General features: G+C 61.9%; 6 protein-coding genes. 4 read left to right on the top strand and 2 right to left on the bottom strand.

Features of this window, described 5'->3' with window-relative positions; genetic code table 11:
* Positions 1–346: 346 nt before the first annotated feature.
* Both AC0L25_RS31885 and AC0L25_RS31880 read right to left on the bottom strand, forming a co-directional pair.
* Positions 347–1,687, bottom strand: a complete 1,341-nt coding sequence (locus tag AC0L25_RS31885) for an ATP-binding response regulator (RefSeq protein ID WP_473599102.1) — start codon at positions 1,685–1,687, stop codon at positions 347–349.
* A 9-nt stretch (positions 1,688–1,696) separates the two neighbouring features.
* Positions 1,697–2,866: an FIST N-terminal domain-containing protein gene (locus AC0L25_RS31880; RefSeq protein WP_473599103.1), complete on the bottom strand. Its 1,170-nt coding sequence runs from the start codon at positions 2,864–2,866 to the stop codon at positions 1,697–1,699.
* Between the two features lie 298 nt (positions 2,867–3,164).
* On the opposite strand from AC0L25_RS31880, the gene AC0L25_RS31875 reads away from it, so the two are divergent.
* The 4 genes from AC0L25_RS31875 (at position 3,165) to AC0L25_RS31860 (ending at position 7,659) form a co-directional block, all read left to right on the top strand.
* Positions 3,165–3,668, top strand: a complete 504-nt coding sequence (locus AC0L25_RS31875) for a (2Fe-2S)-binding protein (protein ID WP_473599101.1) — start codon at positions 3,165–3,167, stop codon at positions 3,666–3,668.
* Between the two features lie 118 nt (positions 3,669–3,786).
* Positions 3,787–6,135 (top strand): xanthine dehydrogenase family protein molybdopterin-binding subunit, encoded by a 2,349-nt coding sequence (locus AC0L25_RS31870; protein ID WP_473599100.1) that lies wholly within the window; start codon positions 3,787–3,789, stop codon positions 6,133–6,135.
* 119 nt (positions 6,136–6,254) lie between these two features.
* Positions 6,255–7,052 (top strand): FAD binding domain-containing protein, encoded by a 798-nt coding sequence (locus AC0L25_RS31865; RefSeq protein WP_473599099.1) that lies wholly within the window; start codon positions 6,255–6,257, stop codon positions 7,050–7,052.
* A 226-nt stretch (positions 7,053–7,278) separates the two neighbouring features.
* Positions 7,279–7,659, top strand: a complete 381-nt coding sequence (locus tag AC0L25_RS31860) for an acyltransferase family protein (protein ID WP_473599098.1) — start codon at positions 7,279–7,281, stop codon at positions 7,657–7,659.
* Positions 7,660–7,691 lie beyond the last annotated feature (32 nt).

Raw genomic sequence — 7,691 nt, 5'->3', positions numbered from 1 at the left:
CATTACACGCCGGCGGAATGCGCCAACTACATCAAGAACGCCGGATATGCGTCTACCTAAAAACAGAACGCTCTAGGTCTCCCCAACTTCGTCATCCCAGGGCGAAGCAGGAGCGAAGCGACGCGGCGCAGACCCAGGATCCATGCCGCGACTTGAGAGCACCGCTGCAATGCAGAATTCTGCTCCGCGGCACCTTCGGCCAAGGTTACGGCATGGATCCCAGGGTCTCCGCGACGGAGCTTCGCTCCTTGCTACGCCCTGGGATGACGAAGCGATAGGCGTTTTCAGCCGATCTCAAGATTTGCGATCTGCCTATGTAAGACCCGTGTCTTCTGGGGGCAAGGTATCAAGCCAGCAAATGTGCCAGCAGCGCGCGCAGTTGTGCCGGTTTCAGCGGCTTGCGCATCAGCTCGATGCCGGCGGTGCGGGCGACTTTGGCAACGGTCTCCGAACCGTCGGCGGTGACGATCAGCGCCGGCACGGCGCGGCTGAGATAATCGCGAACCTCGGCGATAGTCGTGGTGCCGAGGTCGCCGCCGTCGAGATGCTGGTCGGCTATGACGATGTCCGGCACCCAGTCCGTATCGCCAAGCATGTCGAGTGCAGCATCGGTCGAGGTTGCGGGGCGCACCAGGCATTGCCAGCGCTCGAGCAGGGATGTCATCGCCTGCAGCACCTCGACGTCGTTCTCGACCAGCAGCACCTTTGTGCCGAACAGACCGTAGCCGCGCGGCCGCTCCATGTCTGCGGTGCTGGCAATGGCATCGACGCTGGCGCCGATCCCGACCGGAACGTCGATATGGAAAATCGTGCCGTGTCCGACCTTCGACGAGAACGTCACGGGATGGCCGAGTGCGGCGGCGATGCGGCGCACGATGGCCAGCCCCAATCCCAGCCCGCCGCCGGCAAGCCCGGCATCTGTCGGGATCGTGCCGCGGTGGAATTCCTCGAACACGGCCTCGCGCTGGTCGTCGGGAATACCGCAGCCGGTATCGGCGACATCGATACGGATCGTGTCGCCGCGATGCCTGGTGCCGACCAGCACGCCGCCGGAGCGGGTGTAGCGCAGCGCGTTGGAAAGGATGTTCTGCAGGATCCGACGCAGCAAGGTGCGGTCCGAACGCACGACGGCGTTGACCGGCCGGAATTTTAGCGTCAGGCCCTTCATTTCGGCGACCGGCAGGAAATCCGAGCGCAGCGATGAAAACAGCATCTCCAGGCTGACGTCGCCGATATCGGGCTGCACGACGCCGGCGTCGAGCTTGGAAATGTCGAGCAGGGTGCGGAGCAGGTCCTCCATCGTCTCCAGCGACCGCTCGACCTGCCGGACCAGTTTTTTGCCCTCGTCGCTGGTCTGCACTTCGGCCAGCGCCGAGACGGAGAGATGTGCGGCGTTCAACGGTTGCAGCACGTCGTGGCTGGCGGCTGCCAGGAACCTGGTCTTAGACAGGTTCGCCAGTTCGGCATTTTCCTTGGCGGCACTGAGATCGATGTTGGATTGTTCCAATCTACGCAGTGTCGAGTGCAGTTCCTCGGTGCGCGTACGCACTCGATTTTCGAGCGAAATCGCGGTCTGGAACAGCGAGAACGCGTTGGCCTGCTGATCCATCGAGCGCTCGACTCGGCTGACAAGGGCTGCGTTGATCTTCTTCAGCTTTTCCAGGTCGTTGATGTTCCTGAGCGGCATGAAAATCTCCTACTCCGCCGCCTGCCGCTCTCCGAAGGCGATGCCCGTGAAAGTCTGGTTCAGATGCATCGACCGGTACTGCTCTCCATAGGTGCCGAAGCCGATGACGTTGTTGATCTTGTAGAGTTCCGAAATCTCCCGAAAGACCTGCCGGTTGCGCGCGTCGAGCCTGCGCAGCACGCAGTCGAAGCCGAGGATCATGTCGATGCCGCCAAGCCTTTCCTCGACATCCCTAAGGGCGGCACGTGTCGATTCAACCATGTTCTTGGGCTGGGCAATGGAAAGGACGACGCCATCGTCGATGGCGCAGAAGAACGACAGCGAGCCGTCCGCGTGCATCTTCTGGATCGAGCGGCAGTAAAATTCGCCGCCCACTTTCACCACCACCGGATGCGAGGCGAAACTCAGCGGCGTCAGCATCTGCGGGATGACACCGACCGAGGCGGCATATTCCTCGGCGGCATTGGTGGCGTTGAATTCGCGCACGGTGCGGTGATCGGGATCGGACGCGGTCACCACCAGCTTCTCGTCGGTGGGAACGAAATTGTCGGTCTTGAACACGTGGAAAGGAATTTCCGTGGTGATCAGCACGATGATGGCGCTGTCGGAGGTAACCTTGCCGTTCGAGATCAGCCGCGTCGTCTCGAATTTCAGATCATCGCCGGCCGACCCGCCGATCAGTGGAATATCGTCGAGCCCCCAATGGATGGCGGAGGTCACCGCTTCTTCGGCATAGGACAGCCCGTCGATGAAGCAGAGCGCGAAGGTGGTGTTGGACCGTTCGTACCCGACGCGGCCGCGTAACGAACGCCTCAGCGCCTCGACTTCGCTGGTGATCCCGTCCATGCCCGATGAGGACAGATTTTCGACCATGGTGCTGGCTGCCGAAAATGATCCGGAGGGAAGCAGCATGGCCAGGACCTGGCCTTCCTCCAGGCCTTTGGGCGTAATCTCGCCGGCCGTCGAGCAGCCGGCATAGTGGAGCGCCGGCGCGTGGGTCTTGAGCGCTTCCGAAAGGGCGACTGCCTCAAGGAGACTCTGCGAGAAAAACAGCAGGGCGAACCCCGCATCGATGGCCGCGGCTTCCACCGCCACCGCCCGGGCGAACGCATCCGCGTCGGGTTCGTCGGTGGTGAGAACCGATAGGCCGCATGCATAGCGCGTCCGTGAACTGGCCAGCGGCTTCCTCCTCCATTTCCTCCGACGCTCTTTTTGTGCGCGTCTGGCGCGCCGGCGTCGAAGTCATTGTTGTCTTCAAGTGACGCTTTGGCAATGGGCCGGACCCATCGGCGTGACCGAAAGTACAATAGGCGGATTTTCGGACGAACTGCATTCTCGCAATCTCGGCATTCCGCGGCACTTTTTCCGGGCCTTATGCGGTTTAAGACGGGCTTTATGCGGTATAAGAATAGCGGACAGATGGAGGGCTCGGGCACCACCGACGCCAAACGACCAAGGTAGCACCCAGGGAGGTTTCATGTCGGAGATATCGTTGACGGTGAACGGAAAGCGGGTCAGCGGCACTGCCGAAGACCGTACGCTTCTGGTTCATTTCTTGAGGGAAAATCTCGGCCTGACCGGGACGCATGTCGGCTGCGACACTTCGCAATGCGGCGCCTGCGTGATCCATGTCGATGGCAAGGCGGTAAAATCCTGCACGATGCTTGCGGTGCAAGCCTCCGGGTCGACCATCGTGACGATCGAAGGGTTGGCGGACGGCGCCGACCTGCATCCGGTGCAGGCGGCATTCAAGGAGCACCACGGGCTGCAGTGCGGTTTCTGCACGCCGGGCATGATCATGACGGCGACCGACATGATCAACCGTCACCCCGAAGGCCTCGACGAGGCCACGGTGCGGGCCGAGCTCGAAGGCAATATCTGCCGCTGCACCGGCTACCACAACATCGTGAAGGCGATCCTCGCCGCTTCGGAGACGATGTCGAAGGGAGCCGCCAAGGGCAAGGCTAGGCAAGCTGCGTGAGGGATGAAGTGAGTAGGGGAATAGGGGAGTAGGGGAGTACGCGATTTGGCTCTTAATTCCCTACTGCCCTACTCCCTTACTCCCCTACTCCCCTACTTTTTCGGGAGGAATTTCTGCGATGGGCATTGAAGGTGTTGGCGCTCGTGTAGCGCGCAAGGAAGACAAGCGGTTCATCACCGGCGCCGGGCGCTATGTCGACGACATGGTGGTTCCCGGCATGAAGCATGCGGCCTTCGTGCGCAGCCCGCACGCGCATGCTGAGATCAAGAAGATCGATGTCAAAAAAGCCCAGGCGATGCCGGGCGTCATCGGCGTGCTGACCGGCAAGGAGCTCAAGGCCGACGGCATCGGCAATCTCATCTGCGGGTGGATGATCCATTCCAAGGACGGCTCGCCGATGAAGATGGGGGCGTGGTCGCCGCTGGCCTTCGACAGGGTCCGCTATGTCGGCGACGCGGTGGTCATCGTGGTTGCCGAAACCAAGAGCCAGGCGCGCGACGCGGCCGAAGCAGTCGACATCACCTACAAGGAACTGAAGGCGGTCGTCGATGCTCCGAAGGCGCTCGAAAGGAGCGCACCACAAATCCATCCGGAAGCCGAAGGCAATCTGATTTTCGACTGGGAGCTCGGCGACAGCATGGCGACCAACGCGGCGATCAAGGCCGCTGCCCACGTCACCCGCATGAAGATCGTCAACAACCGGCTGGTGCCCAACGCCATGGAGCCGCGTGCGGCGCTAGGCTATTACGACAAGGCCGAGGACCACTACACGTGCTGGACGACCTCGCAGAACCCGCATCTCGCGCGCCTGGTGATGAGCGCTTTCTACAATGTCGCGCCCGAAAACAAGCTGCGCGTCATCGCGCCGGACGTCGGCGGCGGCTTCGGCTCGAAGATCTACATCTATCCGGAAGAAATCATCTGCTTGTGGGCCTCGAAGAAAACCGGCGTGCCGGTCAAATGGGTCGCCGACCGCACTGAGAGCTTTCTCACCGACGCCCATGGCCGTGACCATGTCTCGACGGTCGAAATGGCCTTCGACAAGGACAACAGGATCACCGGGCTGAAGGTCGATACCATCGCCAATCTCGGCGCCTATATGTCGCTGTTCTCGTCCTGTGTGCCGACCTATCTCTACGCGACGCTGTTGTCGGGCCAATATGATATTCCGGCGATCCACGCCAATGTGCGCGCCGTCTACACCAACACCGCGCCGGTCGACGCCTATCGTGGCGCAGGGCGGCCGGAGGCTACCTATCTGCTCGAACGCACGATCGAGACCGCCGCACGCGAGCTGGGCGTGTCGCCGGCGGAGCTTCGCCGAAAGAACTTCATCACGTCGTTCCCGCACCAGACACCGGTCATCATGAACTATGACGCCGGCGATTATGCCGCTTCGCTGGACGCGGCGATGACCGCTGCCGACTATGCCGGTTTTGCCCAGCGCAAGGCGGCCGCCAAAGCCAAAGGCAAGCTGCGCGGCATCGGCATGAGCTGCTATATCGAGGCCTGCGGGCTGGCGCCGTCGGCGGCGGTCGGCAGTCTTGGAGCGGGTGTCGGCCTTTGGGAAAGTGCCGAGGTGCGCGTCAACGCCGCCGGCACCATCGAGGTGCTCACCGGCTCGCACAGCCACGGCCAGGGCCACGAGACGACCTTCGCGCAACTGGTCAACCAGCGCTTCGGCGTGCCGATCGACAGCGTCTCGATTGTCCATGGCGATACCGACAAAGTGCAGATGGGCATGGGCACCTACGGCTCGCGCTCAGGCGCCGTCGGCATGTCGGCCATTGTCAAGGCGCTCGACAAGGTCGAGGCCAAGGCCAAGAAGATCGCCGCCCATCTGCTCGAGGCCGATGAGGGCGACATCGTCATCGAAAACGGTGTCTTGAAGGTCACCGGCACCGACAGACAAGTGCCGTGGTTCCAGATGGCGCTCGCCGCCTATACCGCCCATAACCTGCCGGGCGGCATGGAGCCGGGGCTGAAGGAGACTTCATTCTACGATCCGTCGAACTTCACTTTCCCGGCCGGCTGCTATGTCTGCGAGGTCGAGATCGATCCGGAAACCGGCGTCACCGAGATCGTCCAGTTCGTCGCCGCCGACGATTTCGGCAACATCATCAATCCGATGATCGTCGAAGGCCAGGTGCATGGCGGCGTCGCCCAGGGCATCGGCCAGGCCTTGCTGGAGGGCACCCGCTACGACGCTAGCGGGCAGCTTTTGACTGCGAGCTATATGGATTACACCATGCCGCGCGCCGACGACCTGCCGTCGTTCAAGGTCTCGACCTCGAACACGCCGTGCCCGGGCAATCCGCTCGGCATCAAGGGCTGCGGCGAGGCCGGCGCCATCGGCTCACCGCCGGCAGTGATCAACGCCATCACCGACGCCATCGGCATAACCGATATCGCCATGCCGGCATCGCCGTCCACGGTCTGGGCAGCGATCCGGGCGACGAAACACTGAAAGGAGTGAATAGTGAATAGTGAATAGAAAAGCGCTTCGCTAAGGCGGCACCTCACTACTAACTACTCACTATTCACTATTCACGATTGACTATTCACTATCTCGCACGGGAGTGTCCCATGTACTCAGTCAACTATCACCGTGCCGCCTCGGTCGCCGATGCGGTCAAGCTGCTCGAGACCGGCGATGCGAAGCTGCTGTCGGGCGGCATGACGCTGATCCCCGCGATGAAGACCCGGCTCGCCGCACCGTCCGATCTCGTTGACCTTTCGCATATCGAGGAATTGAAAGGCATCGAGGTGTCGGGCAGCACCATCACCATCCGCGCCGGCACCACGCATTACGACGTCGCCCGCGATGAGAGGCTGAAGACGGCCTGTCCGGCCTTGGCCCACATGGCTTCTCTGATCGGCGATCCGGCGGTACGCCACAAGGGCACGATCGGCGGCTCGATCGCCAACAATGACCCAGCGGCCGATTATCCGGCAGCACTTCTTGCGCTCGACGCCATCATCGTCACCAACAGGCGCGAGATTGCCGCCGACGCGTTCTTCACCGGCTTGTTCGAGACGGCACTGGAGGACGGCGAGATCGTCACCGCGGTGACCTTCACCGCGCCGGCCAAGGCGGCCTATGAAAAATTCCGCAATCCGGCTTCGCGCTATGCGATCGTCGGTGTGTTCGTGGCCAAGGGCGCGGACGGAGTCCGCGTCGCCGTCACCGGGGCCGGCGATAACGGCGTCTTTCGTTCGAAGGAAATCGAGGCGGCACTTGCCACGAATTTCGACGCCGCTGCCCTCAACGGAGTGAAAGTGCCGGCGGATGATTTGATGACTGACATCCATGCCTCGGCCGATTATCGCGCCAATCTGATCGTGGTGATGGCCAAGCGCGCGGTGGCTGCTGCCAACGCCTGAAGATACCGATTGCCGGGTATTGAGTTTGTCAGCTTTGGGAAGGGGCCTTTGCGGCCCTTTTTCGTCGCTCTCGGGTATTTACGGCCGTACAGGGGAGTGTGGCCATCTCGCACTTGCACAGCGCTCTATTGCACTGCAATATACCTGGAGGAATGCGAGCCGGGGCTTGGAGCGCACGGTCGTAGCCTGCAGCCCTTTCGCATCGTTCAAATGCGAAAGGACCGGCATGACGGATATCTCGGCGACGCAGCTTGTCGTGTCCCGCTCCGCCGTCGACACATCGTCGAGAACAAGGCTGGCCTATCTCGACGGATGGCGCGGCTTGTCGATCGCACTGGTGCTGATCGGGCACTTCTTTACCGTTCCCGGTATCAACCTCGGTGTCATGGGCGTCGAGTTCTTCTTCGTGCTCAGCGGCCGGCTCATGGCCGAGATTCTCTTTGTCGAACGCTATCCGCTCAAGGCGTTTTTCAAGCGCCGGTTCTCCCGCATCTATCCGGCGCTGCTGGTCTTCGTCGTCGCTTCGATGGTTGCCTTGTCCGGCACGTTTGTCGCCTTCAAAGTACGCCTCCGGCGAAGGCCGCCTTGCGCGAGCGTGGCAGGATAGCGAGGCTGCGCTCTTAAGGTCGTCCTTACGAG

The organism is Mesorhizobium sp. WSM4813, assembly GCF_055811555.1.
Note: the sequence above shows the minus strand (reverse complement) of the source record. Positions and strands in the feature narration are given on the sequence as shown.

What these genes read in the sequence shown, in the direction of transcription:
- AC0L25_RS31885 (WP_473599102.1), bottom strand. Translation starts at nt 1,687, where the DNA reads ATGCCGCTCAGGAACATCAACGACCTGGAAAAGCTGAAGAAGATCAAC.
- AC0L25_RS31875 (WP_473599101.1), top strand. Translation starts at nt 3,165, where the DNA reads ATGTCGGAGATATCGTTGACGGTGAACGGAAAGCGGGTCAGCGGCACT.
- AC0L25_RS31860 (WP_473599098.1), top strand. Translation starts at nt 7,279, where the DNA reads ATGACGGATATCTCGGCGACGCAGCTTGTCGTGTCCCGCTCCGCCGTC.
- AC0L25_RS31865 (WP_473599099.1), top strand. Translation starts at nt 6,255, where the DNA reads ATGTACTCAGTCAACTATCACCGTGCCGCCTCGGTCGCCGATGCGGTC.
- AC0L25_RS31870 (WP_473599100.1), top strand. Translation starts at nt 3,787, where the DNA reads ATGGGCATTGAAGGTGTTGGCGCTCGTGTAGCGCGCAAGGAAGACAAG.